Annotated in this window: 16 protein-coding genes and 2 pseudogenes; 9 read left to right on the forward strand and 9 right to left on the reverse strand. The window is 43.5% G+C overall.

Annotation, left to right across the window (positions count from 1 at the left end; all coding sequences use genetic code 11):
• A pseudogene (locus QZ076_RS19555) lies at positions 1-146 on the forward strand (class A beta-lactamase); the annotation flags it as partial.
• Here the strand turns inward: QZ076_RS19555 and QZ076_RS19560 are convergent.
• The 3 genes from QZ076_RS19560 to QZ076_RS19570 all read right to left on the reverse strand — a co-directional run bounded on the left by QZ076_RS19560 (position 143) and on the right by QZ076_RS19570 (position 3,186).
• Complete coding sequence (locus QZ076_RS19560; protein ID WP_293716496.1) at positions 143-1,300, reverse strand: MalY/PatB family protein; 1,158 nt, start codon at positions 1,298-1,300, stop codon at positions 143-145. The pseudogene QZ076_RS19555 and the gene QZ076_RS19560 overlap by 4 nt on opposite strands.
• On the reverse strand, positions 1,297-2,163 hold the full coding sequence (locus tag QZ076_RS19565) for a DUF3737 family protein (protein WP_293716498.1): 867 nt from the start codon (positions 2,161-2,163) through the stop codon (positions 1,297-1,299). Before QZ076_RS19565 ends, QZ076_RS19560 begins: the two co-directional genes overlap by 4 nt.
• A 225-nt stretch (positions 2,164-2,388) precedes the next feature.
• Positions 2,389-3,186 carry a hypothetical protein gene (locus tag QZ076_RS19570; protein WP_293716500.1) on the reverse strand — a complete coding sequence of 266 codons (798 nt, stop codon included), beginning with the start codon at positions 3,184-3,186 and terminating at the stop codon, positions 2,389-2,391.
• 79 nt (positions 3,187-3,265) lie between these two features.
• Between QZ076_RS19570 and QZ076_RS19575 the strand changes: the two genes are divergently transcribed.
• Genes QZ076_RS19575 through QZ076_RS19590 form a run of 4 tightly spaced genes read left to right on the forward strand, consistent with a single transcriptional unit; the run spans position 3,266 to position 8,118 of the window.
• Positions 3,266-4,216, forward strand: coding sequence for a DUF362 domain-containing protein (locus QZ076_RS19575; RefSeq protein WP_293716526.1), 951 nt, complete (start codon positions 3,266-3,268; stop codon positions 4,214-4,216).
• Positions 4,217-5,833, forward strand: a complete 1,617-nt coding sequence (locus QZ076_RS19580; RefSeq protein WP_293716502.1) for a 4Fe-4S binding protein — start codon at positions 4,217-4,219, stop codon at positions 5,831-5,833.
• A gap of 36 nt (positions 5,834-5,869) precedes the next feature.
• Positions 5,870-7,000 (forward strand): tRNA guanosine(34) transglycosylase Tgt, encoded by a 1,131-nt coding sequence (gene tgt / locus QZ076_RS19585; RefSeq protein ID WP_293716504.1) that lies wholly within the window; start codon positions 5,870-5,872, stop codon positions 6,998-7,000.
• Between the two features lie 32 nt (positions 7,001-7,032).
• Positions 7,033-8,118 carry an LptF/LptG family permease gene (locus QZ076_RS19590; protein WP_293716506.1) on the forward strand — a complete coding sequence of 362 codons (1,086 nt, stop codon included), beginning with the start codon at positions 7,033-7,035 and terminating at the stop codon, positions 8,116-8,118.
• An 83-nt stretch (positions 8,119-8,201) separates the two neighbouring features.
• Here QZ076_RS19590 and QZ076_RS19595 read toward each other — a convergent pair whose 3' ends face one another.
• The 6 genes from QZ076_RS19595 to QZ076_RS19620 all read right to left on the reverse strand — a co-directional run bounded on the left by QZ076_RS19595 (position 8,202) and on the right by QZ076_RS19620 (position 15,203).
• The gene (locus QZ076_RS19595) at positions 8,202-9,701 is read right to left on the reverse strand and encodes a PCMD domain-containing protein (protein WP_293716508.1); all 1,500 of its coding nucleotides are present in this window, start codon (positions 9,699-9,701) and stop codon (positions 8,202-8,204) included.
• 272 nt (positions 9,702-9,973) lie between these two features.
• The gene (locus QZ076_RS19600) at positions 9,974-11,089 is read right to left on the reverse strand and encodes a DUF4925 domain-containing protein (RefSeq protein WP_293716510.1); all 1,116 of its coding nucleotides are present in this window, start codon (positions 11,087-11,089) and stop codon (positions 9,974-9,976) included.
• A 229-nt stretch (positions 11,090-11,318) separates the two neighbouring features.
• Positions 11,319-11,504, reverse strand: a complete 186-nt coding sequence (locus QZ076_RS19605; RefSeq protein ID WP_129733572.1) for a CDGSH iron-sulfur domain-containing protein — start codon at positions 11,502-11,504, stop codon at positions 11,319-11,321.
• Positions 11,505-11,593: 89 nt separating this feature from the next.
• Entirely contained in the window at positions 11,594-12,118 is a 525-nt protein-coding gene (locus QZ076_RS19610; RefSeq protein ID WP_293716514.1) for a biotin/lipoyl-containing protein, read from the reverse strand.
• Between the two features lie 15 nt (positions 12,119-12,133).
• On the reverse strand, positions 12,134-13,645 hold the full coding sequence (accC, locus tag QZ076_RS19615; protein ID WP_293716516.1) for an acetyl-CoA carboxylase biotin carboxylase subunit: 1,512 nt from the start codon (positions 13,643-13,645) through the stop codon (positions 12,134-12,136).
• A gap of 13 nt (positions 13,646-13,658) precedes the next feature.
• Positions 13,659-15,203, reverse strand: coding sequence for an acyl-CoA carboxylase subunit beta (locus QZ076_RS19620; protein WP_293716518.1), 1,545 nt, complete (start codon positions 15,201-15,203; stop codon positions 13,659-13,661).
• 374 nt (positions 15,204-15,577) lie between these two features.
• Here QZ076_RS19620 and QZ076_RS19625 point away from each other — a divergent pair, with 374 nt between their 5' ends.
• The 4 genes and pseudogenes from QZ076_RS19625 to QZ076_RS19640 all read left to right on the forward strand — a co-directional run.
• Complete coding sequence (locus QZ076_RS19625; protein ID WP_293716520.1) at positions 15,578-16,291, forward strand: GntR family transcriptional regulator; 714 nt, start codon at positions 15,578-15,580, stop codon at positions 16,289-16,291.
• A 619-nt stretch (positions 16,292-16,910) separates the two neighbouring features.
• Positions 16,911-18,908 (forward strand): annotated as a pseudogene (locus tag QZ076_RS19630) (sodium/solute symporter).
• Positions 18,909-18,912: 4 nt separating this feature from the next.
• Positions 18,913-19,824, forward strand: coding sequence for a dihydrodipicolinate synthase family protein (locus QZ076_RS19635; protein WP_293716522.1), 912 nt, complete (start codon positions 18,913-18,915; stop codon positions 19,822-19,824).
• 87 nt (positions 19,825-19,911) lie between these two features.
• On the forward strand, positions 19,912-20,136 hold a 225-nt coding region (locus tag QZ076_RS19640), incomplete at its 3' end, for a carboxypeptidase-like regulatory domain-containing protein (RefSeq protein WP_293716524.1).

The following is a 20,136-nucleotide window of genomic DNA, read 5'->3' on the forward strand; positions in this document are numbered from 1 at the left end:
TCGGTTTTGTTCTGCTCCCGAATGGAAGCAGATACACTGTTGCCGTATTCATCAAAGATTCGAATGAGAGCATGGAAACAAATGCAAAGATCATAGCCGATATATCCGAAGCCATTTATAAATATTTCACGGAGTCTAATAACTAATTCAGAATACATCTAAGCCTGCCTAAACCATCGATCAGAAGTGCTCTCGGACAAGCGATATTGATGCGGATAAAATCTTTACCAGCTTCACCATACATATTCCCGTCGTTTACCAACAGCTTTTCCTTATCCAGCAAAGCTTTTGCAATTTCTTCTGAAGATTGTTTCAGAGCAGAACAGTCTAGCCAAACCAGATAAGTACCTTCCAATGGTAAGACTTTCAAATGGGGAAGATACTTTTCAAAATATCTCTTCAGATAATTATAGTTATCCAGCAGGTATTGTTTAAGTACTTCCAGCCATTCTTCACCCTCATTGTAAGCGGCTACCAAGGCTTCAACACCAAAAGGATTCACATCGCAGACCTCGTTGGTATTGATAGCCTTATTTATCTTCATACGTACATATTCATTAGCTGAAATAATGTTTGCTATCTGTAATCCCGCCAGGTTAAAGGCCTTACTCGGTGAAATGCAGGTAACGGAATTCATCAGGAAGTCTTTCGAAATGGAGGCAAAAGGCGTATAAGTATGTCCCGGGAAAACCAATTCACAATGAATCTCATCGGCGACAACCAATATGTCATTCCGAAAACAAATCTCGCCGATACGCGTCAATTCCTCCCGGGTCCAAACCCTACCTGCCGGATTATGCGGGTTACATAAAAGTAATAATTTGACTTTTGGGTCAGAGGCTTCCCTTTCCAAACCTTCGAAATCAATCCGGTAAGTTCCATCGGTATAAAGAAGAGGATTGACGACCACTTCGCAACCATTATTTCGAATAGAAGAGAAAAAACAATTATAAACCGGTGTCTGCACCAATACACGATCACCCGGCAGAGTGAGTGCTTTGATTACGGCAGACAAGGCCGGAACTACACCTGAAGTATAAATAATCCAGTCTTCCTCTATTAGCCAACCATGCCGTCTCATAAACCAGCTCGTTACAGCTTCATAATAAGCGGCCGGCACTTTGGTATAACCGAAAATACCATGTTCCACCCGCCTGCGCAATGCATCAACCACACAGGGCGCCGTACGGAAATCCATATCGGCTACCCACATGGGCAGGACATCCTCTTCTTTCGCCGTATCCCATTTATAGGAGTTACTTCTGCGACGGGGAATCAGTTCGTCAAAATTATATTTCATTGATTGAAGCAAGTTACGTTATCCCACAGTTTCAATTCACAGTTTGCCGGCTTCAGGATGTTTTCATCGATGATGATTTCATTGTAATATTCAGCCGTGATACATCCGGTACGCGGATTCTTCACACTATGTACCGGACTGTTTATAGTTGCCTGCACACTGCTATATTCAAAACAAAGATCGGTATCATCCGCCATTGTACAGTTCTCCATCACCAGATCATGTGCATAGCAAAGGGCTTGTGTCCCGGATATCTTGCAATTTACCAGACGCAGGTTGTGTGAGTGCCATCCCAGGTATTCACCGGTCAGTTCGGAATCATACACAGTCACATTTTCTGTGTTCCAGAAAGCATCTTTCGAATTGATAACGGCATTACGGATTTCTACATTTTTGCAATACTGGAAAGAATAGTTCCCATTCTGGCTGTAATTCTCAATACGAATATTCTCTCCATGCATAAACAGATAATCTGCTTTGTCGATCTGTACATTCTTCAGTTCAACGTTACGGCAATGCCAGAGCGTTTCCAGCGCATTGGATAGTCGTACATTCTCTAATTTGATTCCATCCATATCACGGAACATCTTCGGAGCTTCCACAATAGTGTCGGTCATTTGCAGGTTCCGTGAATACCACAGGGCAGCGCGTGCACCATCGGTAAAAAGGCAATTCTTCACAATAAAACCATTGTTATGCCAAAAGGGATATTTGCCCTCGAAACGGCAGTTTACCGCAATAATATTACTGCATTCTTTTAAAGCAGATTCGCCAGTATGAATCGTTACATTTTCCAGTTGTAAATCGTGTGCTGCAAATAAAGGACGTTCGCCTTCATACTCTTTGTTCTTAATAATTTCCATAATTCAATTAATTATTTTTCATGTTACAAAAGTAGCTGGTCACAAAGAGATTATTTGTAGACGAATTACGGGTAATATAACCCAAATTACAGATGGTGCTCTCTCAAGTTATCCGGAAAAGGTCACCAAATCGATTCCGGCCAATAGTATTGCAGTCGGAAACCTATATAAAGTTATTAAAGAATTGTAATACTCAATCTGCGACTATCCCCACCATCCATCTGTTTATTCTTCCAGCAATCCTTCCAGGTAACGTTCCGGTGATAAGCCGATACGTTGCATAAAACCGGCAAGGGCACTAAAGTTCAATTCTTCATTTTCACTGTCGAGTAAAGTTATTTTACGGATAACATTCAATGGCAAAGAAATAGGAACGAAAGGTTTCAGTTGTCCGTCCTCATACCGGTAGCCGGCATCGACCGGACTACGAAGGACTGCCAAACGCCATTCTTTTTCCGGTGCACACGCCGGTTTCTTTACCTCCAGACAAGCATTACATAAAAGCGAGAAGAAACGGGAATCGGAAGTAAAGCCACTGTGCTCGTCATCGAAAAAGAACTTATCGTATTCACGTTCCATCTGCGTAATAAAGTTATCGAGTACTTGTCTTTCATCGTGTTTACAACGAACCAGGAACATGTTTTCGAAAAGGCAATGTTCCGCCAGTTGCTCATAATCGAAAGACAAACGCAGGTAGGGTTGTTTAGCGGATTTTACCTTTTCCGGGAACTCCGTTTCATTTTCATAGAAAGACAATTTATAAATATCCATTTCCGGTCCGATCAGCAAACAACGCTTCTCACGAAAAAAAGGAATTGCCTGTTTACTCTCTTCCGCAGGAATCCCTTTTTGTACTTCATACTCCCTTATCGCTTTCCGGAGCAGCGACAATCCATATTGATATTCTTCCTGAGGAACGGTATATAATAAATTATCAGCCTGTAAAACAAGTGCCGGTTCCCCGGTCGCACCCATGCATCCTTCGACGAAGGAATGCAATGATATATAAGCATATAATTCCATTAAATTAATATTTTTTACGGGCAAAGATACACTATAATTCAGAGAATTACTACCTTTGTTACATCTATAAACAATTCTAATAACCAATTACAACAAAATGAAACGTCGTGATTTCTTAAAGACCAGTGTAGTAGCTGGTGCCGCATTATCCATAGACTTTAAAGGGCTGCAAGCAGCATTATCAAGCAACACTATGGCAGTAGAGCAGGCTCCTGAAATGGTAGCTGTGATGGGGGGCGAACCTGAGGCTATGCTTGACAAAGCATTGGAGACCCTGGGGGGAATCGGTAATTACATCAAGAAAGGGCAAAAAGTCGTTATCAAACCGAACATCGGATGGGACCGTACACCGGAACTGGCAGGAAATACCAATCCGCAGCTTATCAAAGCATTGGTAAAGAAATGCCTGGCAGCCGGCGCAGAGAAAGTAACTGTTTTCGACCATACCTGCGATAACTGGCAGAAATGTTATGAGAGCAGTGGTATAGCAGCTGCCGTGAAAGAAGCCGGAGGTATCATCATGCCTGCCAACGATGAGAAATATTTCAAAGAAGTGGCTATTCCCGGCGGAGTAAAAGTAAAGTCTGCCAAGATACACGAAGCGCTGATCGAAGCAGATGCCTGGATCAATGTGCCTATCCTAAAGAATCATGGCGGAGCTAAATTATCATGTGCCATGAAAAACTACATGGGTATCGTATGGGATCGCCGTTTCTTCCATCAGAACGACTTGCAGCAATGCATCGCCGACATCTGTACCTGGCAAAAGAAACCGGTTCTGAACATTGTCGATGCCTACCGTATGATGCATCAGAACGGTCCGCAGGGAAAAAGTGCAGCCGATGTAGCGACATTGAAATCGATGATCGTATCTCCTAACATCGTTGCAATCGACACGGCTGCCCTCGCTTTATTCAACCAGGTAAAGAAACTGGACATGGAAGCTGTAAGCCATATCGGTAAAGGCGAAGAGCTTAAACTGGGATCAACGGATTTGAAGAAGATCAATATCAAACGTATTAAAATATAAATGAAACGACCTAATTATTTAAAAGGACTGCGGGTGTTCCTCGCAGCCCTGTTTTTTATACCTATAATTCTTTTCTTTCTGGACTTCACGAACAAGATGCCGGTCGATGTGCACAAGTTACTGCATGTACAGTTATTGCCGGCTATCCTTGCAGGCATGTTCGGGATTGTAGCCGTATTACTTCTTCTGACATTGCTGTTCGGACGTATTTACTGCTCGGTATTATGTCCTGCCGGAGTTTTCCAGGACATCATTAATCGTCTTTTCTGTATTGGAAAGAAGAAGAAAAAAGGGATACGACGTTTTAAATATCACAAGCCGTTGAACTGGGTTCGATATGTGTTGCTGGCGGCAACGGGGATAACTGCCTTACTGGGATTCTCCGGTTTATGCCTGCTACTCGATCCGTACAGTAATTTCGGACGCATTGCGGCAAACCTGTTCCGCCCTGCTGTTATGTGGGGAAATAATGTGTTGGCGGATTGGCTGATGACGATGGATAACTATTCACTGTTTCATGTCACGATCAGCACAGTAAGTATCGCCGGTTTGGTAGCCGGTATCGTGGCGCTGGTTGTATTTGCGGTTCTGGTTATTTTCCGCGGACGTTTGTTTTGTAACTCGTTATGCCCGGTAGGCGCGTTGCTTAGTCTGGTATCGCGTTATTCGTTCTTCCGCATTTCATTCGATAAAGAAGCTTGCACGCATTGCGGGAATTGCGAACATACCTGCAAGGCCGAAGCGATCGACGCGAAGAATCTCACAGTCGATACTTCACGCTGCGTGGATTGTTTCAACTGTGTCTCTTCCTGCGCCAAAGGCGGATTGCAATACCGTTTCAACCCTCCTTTCAGGAAAGAAGAAAAAAAGATTGCCGAAGAAGCTGCCATGAATATGGAAGTGGAACAGCAACCGGCCGTGAACAGCCGCCGTACTTTCCTGGCTACCGGAGCAACTGTTGCGGCCACCCTGCCAATCGTATCGGCTATTGCGGAAGGTATCGAACAATGCGAAGGACACGGAAATGGCGATGGTCATGGGAAGAGGAAAGGTCGTAAAAAATGGCCGCCCATCACCCCTCCCGGTTCACTGAGCTTGGAACGCTTCAAGGATAAATGTACGGGATGTCACATCTGCGTCGTGAAATGTCCGAGCCAGGTATTGCGTCCTGCTGGGTTGGAATATGGTTTCGACTATCTGTTGAAGCCGCGTATGGCTTATATCAGCAGTTATTGCAATTACGAATGTACGATATGCTCGGAAGTGTGTCCGGCGGAAGCTCTCAAGCCGATTACTGTCGAGGAAAAGAAATCTTTGCAGCTGGGTATCGCTACCTTCTTTATCAACCGGTGTATCGTGAAGACGGAAGGGACCGATTGCGGCGCCTGCTCCGAACACTGTCCGACACAGGCCGTACACATGGTGCCTTATGAAGGAACGCTGACGATTCCGCAGGTTAATCCCGACTTGTGCGTTGGTTGCGGCGGTTGCGAATCGATCTGTCCGGTGCGTCCGATGCGTGCCATTATCGTTAAGTCGAACACCGTTCATGGGCACATTGTTTTACCGGAAGAGGAAGAAGTCGAAAACGTAGAAGTGGATGACTTCGGATTCTAACGGAAAAATACTACCTTTGCAAGCAAATTTTGCAGAATGAAATTCGAATTACAACACAACGATACTAAGACAAATGCAAGGGCGGGCTTAATTACTACCGATCACGGGGTAATCAAGACGCCCATTTTTATGCCTGTCGGAACACAAGGCACAGTGAAAGGCGTCCACATGACCGAGTTGAAAGAGGATATCAAAGCCCAGATTATTCTGGGAAACACCTATCATCTTTATCTCCGTCCGGGACTTGAAATACTGGAAAAGGCAGGCGGACTGCATAAGTTCAATACCTGGGATCGTCCTATCCTGACCGACAGCGGCGGCTTTCAGGTGTTCTCGCTTTCCGACAACCGCAAGCTGCATGAGCAAGGCGCTGAGTTCCGCTCGCATATCGACGGCTCGAAACATCTTTTTACCCCCGAAAAAGTAATGGATATTCAGCGCATCATCGGTGCCGATATTATCATGGCCTTCGACGAATGCTGTCCGGGAGATGCCGATTACGACTATGCGAAGAAATCGCTGGGACTGACCGAACGTTGGCTGGACCGTTGTTTCGAACGTTTCAACTCCACCGACCCGAAATATGGCTACCAGCAGTGCCTTTTCCCGATCGTACAGGGTTGCGTGTATCACGACCTTAGGCGGCAGGCCGCAGAAAATGTAGCGCGGAAAGAAGCCGACGGGAATGCCATCGGCGGACTGGCAGTCGGCGAACCGACCGAGAAAATGTATGAAATGATCGAGGTGGTAAACGAAATATTGCCGAAAGACAAACCCCGTTACCTGATGGGAGTCGGCACGCCGATCAACCTGCTGGAAGCCATCGAGCGCGGCGTGGACATGTTCGACTGCATCATGCCGACCCGCAACGGACGCAACGGACAGATCTTTACCCAATACGGCACGATCAACCTGCGCAACAAGAAATGGGAGGACGACTTCTCCCCTGTCGATCCGGATGCACACTCGTATGTGGATACGCTTTACAGCAAAGCATACCTGCATCACCTGATCAAAGCAAACGAGATGTTGGGCCTGCAGATCGCTTCTGTCCACAACCTCGCCTTCTACCTGTGGCTGGTGAAAGAAGCGCGCAGACATATCATTGCCGGCGATTTCGCCACATGGAAAAGCGGTATGGTACGCCAACTGAATAACAGACTTTAGAAAGTGAACAGTCAACTAAAAAAGACATTCGCATGAATTTTAAATTAAAACGGATAGACAGGTATATCATCAAGCAGTTTCTCGGAACCTATTTTTTCGCGCTTATGCTGATTATCTCTATCTCGGTGGTTTTCGATATAAACGAGAAGATCGACAAGTTCCTGAAACCGGAGGTGCCTTTACAGGCAATCATTCTGGATTATTACATGAACTTCATCCCGTATTTTGCCAACCTGTTCAGTCCGCTCTTCACGTTTATTGCGGTAATCTTTTTCACCTCCAGGCTGGCGGACAACTCGGAGATCATTGCGATGCTTGCCAGCGGGATGAGTTTCCGGCGGCTTATGTTGCCGTATGCCATTTCGGCAGGGATCATTGCGATTGCGAGTTTTGTATTAAGCGCATTCATCATTCCTCCGGCCAATATTACACGTATCGATTTCCAGAATAAGTATATCCGTAACAAGAAAGTGGAGTCTGCCCGTAACATCCAGATCGAAGTAGAACCGGGTGTGATTGCTTATTTCGACCGTTACGATTCGCGTCCGAATATGGGTTACCGTTTCTCGCTCGAACATTTCGAAGGAAAGAAACTGGTTTCTAAACTGACGGCGAATTCCATCAAATACGACTCTTTGTACAAATGGACTGTCATCGATTATATGATCCGCGACTTCGAAGGAATGCGCGAACATATCTCCCAGGGCTCGCGTAAAGACACGACGCTGACGATCATTCCGTCCGACTTCCTGATCTCGGCAACCGACTGCGAGACGATGACGTCGCCGGAACTTTCCACCTATATCGAACGCCAGAAAACGCGTGGTATCGGTAATATACAGACTTTCCAAATCGAATATCACAAGCGTTTCGCCTCCATCATGGCGGCGTTTATCCTGACTTCCATCGGAGCCTCCCTTTCGTCACGTAAGATCAAAGGAGGTATGGGATTAAACATCGGTATCGGCCTGGCATTGAGTTTCTCGTATATCCTGTTTACGACCGTCACATCGACCTTCGCCATTAACGGCTATGTAAGCCCGATGGTGGCTGCCTGGATTCCGAATATTCTTTATACGTTTATCGCGATTTATTTGTATCAGAAGGCACCGAGGTAAAAATAGCTGAAGTAATAAAAAAGAAAGAAAGGGTTTCGTATCAGATACGAAACCCTTCTTATTTAATAAATAATATATCCTTATTATTCAACAATAACTTCAATATCGTCTACAATCAAAGTACTACCCGGAGCACCGTTGAAGTTATCGCCATCACTACTGGATGAACACATAACTGCAAAACGATATTTCTTAGCAGGATCGTAATTCTTTATATATGTAAACGGAATTTCAAATGAAGTCCAGTCTGCTTTTGCCGTGCCATCTGCAAGACTTGCAATAGCAACAATCTTATCAGAAGTCTTTACATTCATACCTGTCAGATATTCAGTTTCATCTTCAAAACTATTTACTTCATATAAAACTGCATTGATTGCGCACTGGTCAGTTGTGTTTGGATCTTCTGTAGCAATATCGCAAGTTGCTGGCGATTCGCAACGATAGAATACCTCACCCGGAGTGTATTTATAAAAACCTTTAAATGTAACAGGTTTCTGACCATACGGATTACCGAACTTTGTGCTGTTCAAAGTGTTTGATATATCAGTAATGAATTTACCCTGGAAAAGAGTACCAGTTGTAACCTTCGGAACTTTGACAAATCCAAAATTCGCTCCTTCCGTATCGATTGTTTGAATGCTTGCTGCCAACTTTCCGGAATGTGCATCAGTTGTTTCAGCCACCACATAACGGTCTGCCTTGCCCATTGCTTTCAAAAAATGCGCACCGGTATTACTGGAAGACCAGCCACCAGCTACTTCGTAGAACGTCATATCGGGTTCCTGCCCTTCAACACCTTTCACCCATGTTTCAAAATCATAAAATGCTTTCTTTGCAGTTACTGTAACTGTATAAGTAGCAGTAACAATACCATCCTCAGAAGTAACAGTATAAATAACCGGTTTAGAGAAATCCTGAGCTACACCGCTGGCTGGTGTGATCTTTGCATTTGCTGAAACGACAATAGTTGGAATCAAAGCTGCTTGTTCTTCACTTGTTATCGTATCTGCAACAGCTAAAGTAATATTTGTTCCATCGATAACCGGTTGAGAAGTCACCAGATCCGTATCGAAAGTAAACTCCGTGATCTTCGCCTCCGAACTCTGGTCAGTCGCCAGTTTCGTACCGCTGAAATCCACCTTTACAGTGATAGCTGCGCCCGACTGGGTGGCTTTTACGTCGATTACCATTTCAAGCTTGTCGCTAACGATCGTACCGTTCATTACGACATCGCATTCGCCAACGACAGGCAAAGTCAGTTTCTGTGCGCCATCGAATTTACAAGCGTTTTCGCCTTGCATTTCAGCATTGCATTTATCGACAGAAATGTCGCCCAAAGCCATAGCACCGAAGCTAAAGTTCTTCAGTTCCATCTTGATCGCATTTTCACCGACTTTGGTTACATACACTTTCTGAGGGAGATTTTCACCGACTTTGGTTCCGTCCAGATCTACATCCAGAGTACCTTTATATACTCCGTCAAATCCGGTTCCGATAGGTTCCGTCTTATCGTCATCGCTACATCCGATGAATAAATTCAACATGCATAGCATGCTAAATACATACAGTAATTTTGTTCTCATAAATTTGTTAGTAAGCTAATACCACATTAATTAATAAAAAAAATTTCTTTAAAACACATGCGAAGATAAGAATAATTTTTGAGAAAGCATTTTTATTTGCTTCTGGCTGTTTTGGTTTTTTAATTGCCTACATTTAGGGTGTCCGACAGACCAGTTATCCCACCCGAGGAAGGTAGCGGTGAGGATAACTGGTCGGTGATCGAGTAAACGGATAAAAAAAAGCTTTATATGCTCCGTGCATATAAAGCCTTTTACTTTATTCGGTTATATGATTATTTCTTTGTCAGAACCAATGTCGCACTTACATTCTCTGTCTTTTCCAGAATAGCTGGCAACTGTGACAGAATCGGCAGATACTCTGCAGGTAACAGACCTGCAATCATGCCTCCAATAGATTCATCGGCCAACAGAGGTAAAATTTTACCCAACACATCGTATCCCAGAGTGACCTGTGCCGTTCCGTTAGCAACAGTATAGCTCAAAGGAACACCTTCCGAGAGATAAGACATAAGCGGTTGAATAAGTGCAATAATCGCTGCAATATCCATGTCGGCTTTCGACTTATTCTTGTTTGCCTGTACGGTCGCCATGATCTGATCGATGTTCAACTGTACATATAATTTATTGTCTTTGATATAATACTGTGCCAGGTTGAGAGGAGAAGTAGTCCAATCGGAAGCACCTGCTTTTTTATAGGAGGCTACGATGTTTCCATCGGCGCCGTAGCTAATACTTTCAAGCACACCTTGCAACTTCGGAGCCAACATCATGCTTCCGAGCATGGGAGCAACAACCGATACGGGAAGCGGAGTTGTAATTTGGGGGATGTTTAAGGAAGTCAGATCGATCATAGCGTCACCTGCCGTCCAGGCAAGGTTCAACGGCTGGGCTGCCAGTCCCCAGTTACCTACCAGGTCATTAGCCGGCATAGTAGCCTTTACCGACATTGTCAGCTTGTCTTTCTGAACTTCTCCAGAATAAGTAGCTTTTACGCCAGCAGCACCAGTATATTCTCCTTCGAAAGTATATTTTTCACCGGAAAGAATCAAAGGAACGTTAGATATTGTTGTTGTAATTTCACCCGGAATAACACCTGGAGCCATAGCGGGCATTGCTGCAGTTGACTTCGGCACCAATTGACCTAAAAGATCCCCCAAACTGGAAAGACCTTTCATCGTAATGGTAGCAGTCTTGCCATCTTTTGTATCGAAAGTAATTTCTTTGCCTAAAAGTGGGCTGTCGCTATACTTTAAATCTAACTTATCGCCACTATAAGCAGTATTCACATCCAAAACATTCGGATCCTTCGGATCGTCGTCATCACTACAAGCCGTGAAAAAGCTTAACGTACATAACACGGTAAACAAATACAATAAATTTTTCTTCATAACTCTTTTTTAATAAAAAAAATCTCAATAATTAAGATTAATACTTTACAAATTAATGTCGCGAATATAGTTATTATTTCATTTACTCCAACAAAAAATCAATGGCTTAACAATAGATGAACCAATTCTCTATAAAATAATGACTAATAAGATTTGTCGGAAAACTTAAGTCCAAACATAACTAGAGGTAGATGTAAACGGATTTACACCTACCTCTGAATCGGTTTCGTTACAATTTCATATGCGATCCGTCACAAAACGGTTGGTTCTTTGAATGACCACAACGGCAAATCGCCGTTCTTTCCATGACCATTTCTTTTCCATCGGGTGTGATCAATTTTACCGGGCCCTTCACTAACAACGGACCTTTATCCATTGCTTTCAATTCTACTAAAGGTTGTTCTTTGTTTTCCATAACTCTAATTCTATTGGTTTATATTATGTAAGCTTTATATAAGAACAACAACAAATTTACATTTGTTTAGTAAAAACGATAAATAGCACTTATTCGACTACCAACATCTTGTCGTTGACCGCCACTTTATCGCTACCGGCAATATAGACTTCCTTCACCACCCCGTCTATCGGGCTGCGGATCTCGTTTTCCATCTTCATGGCTACCAGTACACAGAGTGGTGTACCGGCTATCACTTCGTCACCGGGCTTTACGTTCACTTTCAAGATCACTCCCGGCATCTGTGCAGTGATCACCTGGCGGCCGACAGCCACCGACTGGATACGCGACAGGCGCATCTTTTTCAGTTCGTCGATTACCTGCACCTGGAAATAATCGCCTTTGTTCTTCACCTCGTACATGTCGTCAGAGATATTGGATATCTGAACGCCATGCGATTTATGATTGAGGATGATGGAATAGATGCTATCCCCTCCCACATTGTAATCGACATTATATATCTTACCGTTCACGGAGACTTTCTTTACCGGGCCGTCTTCGAGTATTTCCACCTTGAATTCGGTGTCCGGCATATCGTTTACTGTTGCAAAATAGGTTGCTAATGCTTTTGACATAATCAGATCCTCCTTTTAATAGTTATTGGCAGTCATCTGCAGTTTACCGTAATATTTCCATAAAGATTCGCCTACCAGCGGAACAGTCGTCATGCGGGCGGAAGCCTCTTTCTCCTGTTCGAAATGCTTGATGGCCGCAGCAATCACGGCAACCAGCGGATCGTTGTTCTGACGACGTTTCAGATCTTCCTTGTCGAACTTGGTGTCGATAAAGGTCGTGTCGTAATTTCCTTTCAGGAATGTCTCATTGTGCAAAACACGTTGATGGAACGGAATTGTCGTTTTGATTCCCAGAATCTTATATTCGCGCAACGCACGTGACATATTGGAGATAGCCGACTCGCGATTGCGTCCCCAGGTACACAGCTTGGCGATCATCGGGTCGTAATGCAAAGAGACTTCAAATCCGGCATAAGCGGCACTATCCAGACGGACATTTCGTCCTTCGGGGGCTTCACGCACCTTGATGATACCCGGTGAAGGCATGAAATTATTCTCCGGGTCTTCCGCATAGATACGGCATTCGATAGCGGCACCTCTGAACTCGACATCTTCCTGTTTATATGGCAACGGATTGCCGGCAGCTACCAGGATCATATCGCGAACGAGGTCGACACCCGTAACTTCTTCCGTCACCGGATGTTCCACCTGCAAACGGGTATTCATCTCCAGAAAATAGAAGTTCTGGTCTTTATCCATCATAAACTCCAACGTCCCGGCACTATAATAACCGATCTTCTTACAGGCTTCCACAGCAACGGCAAGCATTTTCCGACGTGTCTCTTCCTTTACAAAAGGAGACGGCGATTCCTCGATCACTTTCTGGTTACGACGCTGGATAGAACATTCGCGTTCGTAGAGGTGGATCACATTCCCATATTTATCTCCCAATACCTGCACTTCGATATGGTGCGGGTTCTCGATATATTTTTCGATGTAAATCGCATCGTTGCCGAACGAGTTGCCTGCTTCGGAGCGCGACAGACGGAAAGCTTCTTCCAATCCTTCTTCATCACGAACCAGACGCATGCCTTTACCGCCTCCGCCGGCCAATGCTTTCAGCATGATCGGATAACCAACCTCTTTTGCCACTTTGCGTACTTCGGCTATATTGTTAACCGGCTCTTCTGTTCCGGGAACGACAGGCACACCGGCTGCCTTCATAATCTTACGGGCCTCGGTCTTGATTCCCATCTTGGCAATCACATCGGCACTCGGGCCGATAAATATGACACCTTCTTCTTCGCATCTGCGGGCAAAATCGGCATTTTCCGACAGGAAACCGTATCCCGGATGGATAGCAGCACCGGTTTTCTTGGCGATTGCCAGGATCAGGTCGGGTTTCAGATAAGAAGTGTCTGTTTCATCTTCCGAGATACAATAGGCTTCTTCCGCATATCGTACGTGCAAGGCTCCCCGGTCTACATGTGTGTAGATCGCAACGGTAGGTATATTCATTACGCGGCAGGTACGAAAGATTCGCATCGCAATTTCGCCGCGGTTGGCTACTAATACTTTCTTAATCATAATCGTTCGCGTATTAAAGTGGTAAATTGGAATGTTTTTTCGGCGGATTGGATTGCCGTTTGTTGGCCAGCAGTTCGAAACTGCGGATCAGGCGGGCACGGGTGCCGGAAGGTTCGATGATCTCGTCCACATAGCCCAGTTCGGCTGCCCGGTAAGGATTAGCGAATTTCTCACGGTAATCGTCCTGCAATTCTTTGCGTTTCTTTTCTACATCTTCCGCTTTCTTCAGTTCCTTACGGAAAAGGATATTTACAGCGCCATCGGGCCCCATCACCGCAATCTCGGCAGTCGGATAAGCAAAATTGATATCGCCGCGGATATGTTTGGAACTCATTACATCATACGCTCCACCGTAAGCCTTACGGGTAATAACCGTTACCTTCGGAACAGTCGCTTCACAATAAGCATACAGTAATTTCGCGCCATGACGGATAATACCTTCATATTCCTGATTAACACCCGGAAGGAATCCCGGAACATCTACCAGCGTAAGCAACGGTATATTGAAAGCGTCGCAGAAGCGGACGAAACGGGCTGCCTTTACAGAAGCATTGATATCGAGCGTGCCGGCCAGTGCTGCGGGCTGGTTGGCTACCACTCCGATCGTTTTACCATTCAGACGGATATAACCGATCACGATATTTTTGGCATATTCTTCCTGTACTTCAAAGAAATTATGATCGTCTGCAACCGATTCGATCAGTTCTTTCATATCATAGGGCTGATTCGGATTGGTCGGAATCAGATTATTCAACTGTTCATCGATACGATTGGCACTGTCGGTCGTCGGGATGAACGGAGGTTCCTCCATATTATTACTTGGAAGGAACGACATCAGTTCGCGTATCTTTAGGATACAATCCATATCGTTATCGCCCGTGAAATGGGCTACTCCCGAACGGCTGCTATGTACTTCCGATCCACCCAGTTCCTGCATCGTCACTTCCTCCTGTGTCACACTCTTTACCACTTCCGGCCCCGTAATAAACATATAGCTGGAATCTTTCACCATAAAAATGAAATCGGTTAGAGCCGGAGAATAGACAGCCCCTCCGGCACACGGCCCCATGATCGCACTGATCTGAGGAATCACTCCCGAGGCCATCGAGTTGCGCAGGAATATCTCCGCATAGCCGGCCAGCGAACGTACACCTTCCTGGATACGTGCTCCGCCTGAATCGTTCAGACCGATCACAGGTGCACCCAATTGCATCGCCATATCCATGATCTTACAGATCTTCTTTGCATACGTCTCGGAAAGAGCGCCGCCAAATACCGTAAAATCCTGGGCAAATACAAATACCGTACGTTTACCTATCAAGCCGTAGCCAGTCACTACCCCATCGCCCAACGGACGCTGTTTCTCCAGTCCGAACTCTGTACAACGATGAGTTACAAATTTGTCGACTTCAACAAAACTTCCCTTTTCAAGAAGTAATTCGATTCGTTCACGGGCAGTCAGCTTACCCGCTGCGTGTTGTTTTGTGATACGGTCTTCGCCGCCTCCCAGCTCCGCCTGATGGTTCAGAGCCGCCAATTGATCAATTTTCTCTTTCATGGCGATTGTCGGTTTTTATTGATTGATGAACATTAAATTACTTGCTAAATCATGTATCTCGCAAAAATAAAATTAACACATATAATAAACTGTATGATAAATTACACAGTAAAGAACACTTCATCTTTTAATGTTCCTACAATATAAACATTCACTGGAACGTAATAGTTATAAAAACCGATTGAATTTATTGATGAGAAGATTGATAAAATTTATATATAGAAGGAATAAAGGCATTATCTCTAATTGCTGATTTGTGTTTTGCAGGTTAAAATATATAAATTTTTCTCTTTTTATTATTGTGATATAAAATCTTTTCCTTTTATTTGTCAGACAAATAAGATTAATAAGAATTATAAATCTAATATATACTTATGGATTCACTGAAATTACATAGTCACACCTTCACTTTAGTAGACCAGGTCGAAGATAAACTTCTCAACTATCTCAAGGAAAAAGATTTGCGCACAGGCGATCCGATTCCCAATGAACTGGAACTGGCAGCCGCCCTTGGTGTTGCCCGCAGTGTTTTACGGGAAGCATTAAGCCGTCTGAAAATGATGGGCATGATAGAAAGTCGCACCCGCAGAGGGATGGTTTTGCGGAAACCTTCCATTTTAGGTGGTATGAAACGGGTAGTCGACCCACGTATATTAAGTGAAGAAGCACTGTTCGATATTCTGGGTTTTAGAATCGCTCTTGAAATCGGGATGTGTAGCGACCTGTTTCGAAATATTACACCTGAAGATATTGCTGAATTAGAGGAGATAGTAAAAATGGGAATCGTTTTTGAGAATAACGAATATGCTCCGGTAAGTGAATTCAGGTTTCATGCGAAATTGTATGAGATAACCGGAAATAAAACAATTTCCGAATTTCAGGAAATCATTCATCCTGTCATGGTCTTTGTCAAAAATAAGTTCAAGGATTTACTAGAACCCATCAATATCGAGATGAAAGAAAAAGGACAGATAGTTACCCATGCAGACCTGCTTGAATATCTGAAGAAAAAAGATGAATCCGGCTACCGCAAGGCTATCGAACTGCATTTTGAAGTTTACAAGAGATTTATGAATAGCAAAACATAAAAGCCGATCAACTAATTATCCAACCATGTCTAATACATTTAAAACAAAAATATTTTTCTGGATTTGTCTTTTTACTGTTTTCCAGGCAAAAGCAAACACCGATAGCGCTTTATCCGAATATCCGGATATGGAAAAAATTGAATGGAGCAACACACTGACTTTACCAGGAATTAACGGAAAGGCAAACATCGGTATTGCCGGAGCATTCTCCGGATTTATCGGCAACAACCTTTTTGTGGGCGGTGGCGCTAATTTTCCGGATGCTGCTCCCTGGGACGGTGGTCATAAAACCTGGTGGAATACATTATATTATATTAATGTACAGGATCCGGACGCAAAATGGAACATTATAAAGAAAGGTTTACCTAAAGTATTAGCATATGGGAACTCCATAGAATTACCTTCCGGCATTTTATGTATCGGAGGATGCGATTCCACACAATGTTACAGCGATGTTTTCTTACTTCAATTAAAAGATGGAGAAATAAAAATAGATACGGACTGGCCTTCTTTACCTGTTCCACTGGCAAACTCAACCGGTGCTCTGTTGGATAACAAAATATACATCGCCGGTGGCCAGCAAAGAATGGATGTGCAGGAAGCAACCGGACATTTTTTTATGCTTGACCTGACAAACAGTAAAAAAGGATGGAAAACACTTCCTTCCTGGCCGGGAGCACCCCGCGGATATGCCGTTAGTGCAGCTCAAAGCGATGGATTCGATAAATGCTTCTATCTTTTTAGCGGACGTAACTTTAAAGCCGATGGATCAGTTGAAGTGTTAACAGATGGATTTGCTTATAACCCACGATTAAATACCTGGAAAAAATTAGATCAGCAATTTCCGGTAATGGCCGGAACGGCGTTAGCTACAGGAGCTAATCACATTCTTTTCTTAGGTGGTGTTCCACAATTAATACCCGCTTCCGATATGCATCCCGGATTTGATAACACCGTCCGTCTATACCATACTATTACGAATACGTTGATTGAAAAAGAGACGGTGCCCTACTCTATTCCCGTTACGACAAACATTGCACGCAAAGACAATTCGTTTTATCTCACCAGTGGAGAGATAAAGCCGGGTATTCGCACCCCTCAAATACTACAAGGAGAAATTATACCCTTTGAAAAAGGATTGGGAGTTGTGAATACTATCGTCATTATTCTATACTTTGTATCATTGGCCTGGATAGGTTACTATTTCTCGAAAAAACAAAAGAACACAGACGATTATTTCAAAGGCGGCGGCCGTTTACCTTGGTGGGCTGTAGGATTAAGTATTTTCGGCACAAGCCTTAGTGCGATCACTTTTATGTCTATTCCGGCAAAGTCCTACTCGTCTGATTGGAGCTATATGTTAGTTAATGCAGGTATATTGATGGTTGTTCCTATTATCCTGTATTTATTCATTCCATTTTATCGGAAACTGAATGTAACAACAGCTTACGAATATCTTGAACAACGATTTAATCCGTTGATCCGCGTCATTTGCAGTCTGGCTTTTATTTTGTTCCAAATTGGAAGAATGGGGATTGTTTTATTCTTACCGGCAATTGCATTGAACGTCGTAACTGGTTTCGATATATTCCTTTGTATTGGTTTGATGGGAGCATTAAGCCTGATATATACGATGATGGGAGGCATTGAAGCAGTAGTATGGACAGATGCTTTACAAGTTGTCGTTTTACTGGGAGGTGCTATTTTGGTTGTTTTAATTGCAGTAGCTAATATCCCTGACGGCTTTTCCGGCGTTATCCAGGAAGCTGTTTCCGATAATAAATTTGATCTGGGTAGTTTAAATTTCGACTTAAAACAATCTACATTATGGACTGTACTGATCGCCACCTTCTTTACCAATCTAACGACTTACGGAACTGATCAGACTATGGTACAACGATATATGACAACTGAAACAGAAAAGCAAGCCCAAAAAAGTGTTATGACAAATGCACTTCTGACTATTCCTGCAACCTTGCTGTTTTTCATCGTCGGAACAGTTCTTTACGTTTATTATAAGCATAGCCCGGCAGAGTTGAGTCTGACTATTACAGATGGTGATGCCATCTTACCCTGGTAAATTTATTCTGAATTGCCACAAGGAGTAACAGGCTTGCTCATTTCCGGTATTTTCGCTGCTGCCATGTCGACACTCAGTAGTAGCATGAATTCAGCCGCCACAGCTTATATTGTCGATATCCATAGTAAAATAGTTACTGAAGATCCAAAAAACAGTCTGCATGCAGCTAAAATTTCCACATTATTGTTAGGTATTGCCGGTATTGCTTTCGCTTATACAATGGCTACCTGGGAAATAAAATCATTATGGGATGAGTTCAATAAAATATTAGGAATAATCCTGGGAAGCTTGGGGGGACTTTTCTTACTGGGAATGATAACCAGAAGAGCTAATGCAATAGGAGCTTTATGCGGAATAATCGGTAGCATATTTGTTCAACTCATTATGATTCATTTTCAATACGTTCATCTACTCTTATATACAACAACAGGATTTATCTCTTGTTTCGTTATCGGATATCTTGCAAGCCTAGTTATGCCGGGGCACAAAAAGAATATCGATCATCTGACTATTTACAAAATGTTTTCTAAAAAATAATGACATGAAAAATTATCAACGTCTGAAAGGATTGATTGCAGCATCCTTTACTCCTATGGATGCTCATGGAAAAGTAAACCTTTCCGCAATCGGCAAGTATGCCGACCTGATGGCTGATTCAGGTATGACAGGAGTATTTGTATGCGGAACGACAGGAGAATCCCTGTCACTTACAACAGAAGAACGCAAGAATATTCTCGAACAGTGGATCAAATCAGCCAACAACCGTTTTAAAGTAATCGCCCATGTGGGAAACAACTCGCAGGTTGAAGCCATGGAACTGGCCCGCCATGCAGCTCAAACTGGCGCAGATGCTATCGCATCGATGGCTCCGTGCTTCTTTAAACCGGAGACTGTAAAAGATCTGATCGCATTTTTTGCTCCGATAGCAGAGTCCGCGAAAGAATTACCTTTCTATTATTACAACATGCCGTCTATGACCGGGGTGTCTCTATCTGTGGCTACATTTCTGGAAGAAGGTAAAAAGGTAATACCCAATCTTGCCGGAACAAAATTCACCCATAATAATTTAATGGAAATGGGAGAATGCCTGGCACTAAATAACGGTGAGTTTGAAGTGCTTCACGGATACGACGAAATTTTGATATCCGGACTTGCATTTGGTGCAGTGGCAGGTGTTGGCAGCACTTATAATTATCTTCCCGAGGTGTATCACAGCATCCTGAAAGCAATGGAAGAAGGTGACATGCAAAAGGCCAGGGAACTTCAGATGAAATCAATTGAAATTGTAAAAATAATCATTAAATACGGAGGAGGTGTAAGAGGAGGAAAAGCAATTATGAATCTGATCGGAATAGAATGCGGACAATGCAGATTACCCATTTCGCCTGTAAGCGATGAAGAATACGAAATGTTGAAAAACGATTTATATAAAATCGGCTTTTTACCAAAATAAAAAAGACACGGGGAATAAAAACTTTGGTCGGTTGCCTATTCCCCGATGTCGATCTTAAAATAACACTATTTTAAAACCAGTACAAAGATGAATAAAATTAATTATTTATGTCTACTATTGATCCTTTTATTATTCCCTTTTGCCTCAGTTTCGGCTCAGGAAGTGAATATTTCAGGTGTTGTAATAGATAATGAAGGACTAACTATGCCCGGCGTTTCCGTGGCTGTTAAGGGTGCGACATCCGGTACGATCACTGATCTGGATGGTAAATTCAATATCAGTGTACCTAAAGGGACTACACTTATTTTCTCT

The sequence above is a fragment of the uncultured Parabacteroides sp. genome, from assembly GCF_905196875.1.
In the GTDB taxonomy this organism is placed as follows: Bacteria; Bacteroidota; Bacteroidia; order Bacteroidales; family Tannerellaceae; genus Parabacteroides.